We start from the raw sequence: 940 nt of genomic DNA on the forward strand, positions 1-940 counted from the left end.
GAGCTCAGGGTTTGTCGATGGCGATGTTTGAACTCGGATTGCCGCCGCCGCACGTTCTCCGATCGCGAGGCGGCGGTGGCGACCCCTTATGCGCGCCGGACGTCTCGACAGGCGCAACTCTTAGGCCATGTGGCGCACGCCGCTGGCGGCACCCCAGCTGAACGGCTCTTGCGGCGACTGGGTATCCGGGTCAGTGACGATACTATTCTCCGACAGTTGCTACGCGCAGCTCAAGTTGTTCCACCACGCGCACGGATCATCGGGATCGATGATTGGAGTTGGCGAAAGTCGCAGAACTACGGGACGATCATCATCGACCTCGAGCGTCGCGCCGTCATCGATGTTCTCGAAGATCGTGATGTCGTCACATGCACCGACTGGCTAAGGCGTCATCCTGAGGTGGAAGTCATAAGCCGGGATCGCTGCGGTCTCTACGCCCAAGCCGCCCGAAAAGGAGCGCCGCAGGCGGAACAGGTCGCCGACCGGTTTCATATCGTGCAGAACCTTCGCATGGCAATCGAGGAGCAAATGAACTTGCACGGTCGCGCGACTGGCAGAGCATTGCTCTCCGATGCAGACAACATCAGCACGGCCAGTAACCTTCTGAAGTCACGTCTTGCGCACCGCAAGTCTCGCGAGGAGATATACGAGACAATTCGGGCACTTCGGCAGCAAGGGCTGACGTGCAGCGAGATCGGGCGGAGGACGGGGTTTCCCCGACGTAGCGTCGCGAAATGGCTGCAGTTCGAGACGCCACCGGACCGAAAGCGCGCGGTCCTCAAACGCTCGTCTGCATGGTATTTTGAAGAGTACCTGAAGCAACGCTGGGAGAACGGTATTCGCAGCGGCAATGGGTAGTGTCCGCGGACGTGGTGTAATTTCACCGGCACGTTCGGTGTAATCTCGGGTGGCCATCGAGGTGTATGATCGAGGTGGAGTT

At 59.8% G+C, this 940-nt stretch carries 1 pseudogene; it reads left to right on the top strand.

Annotation, left to right across the window (positions count from 1 at the left end):
• Positions 1-849 (top strand): annotated as a pseudogene (locus J0F76_RS20680) (transposase); the annotation flags it as partial.
• Between the last annotated feature and the right edge of the window lie 91 nt (positions 850-940).

Origin of the sequence: Paracoccus fontiphilus (genome assembly GCF_017356265.1) — a bacterium.
Taxonomy (GTDB): Bacteria; Pseudomonadota; Alphaproteobacteria; order Rhodobacterales; family Rhodobacteraceae; genus Paracoccus; species Paracoccus fontiphilus.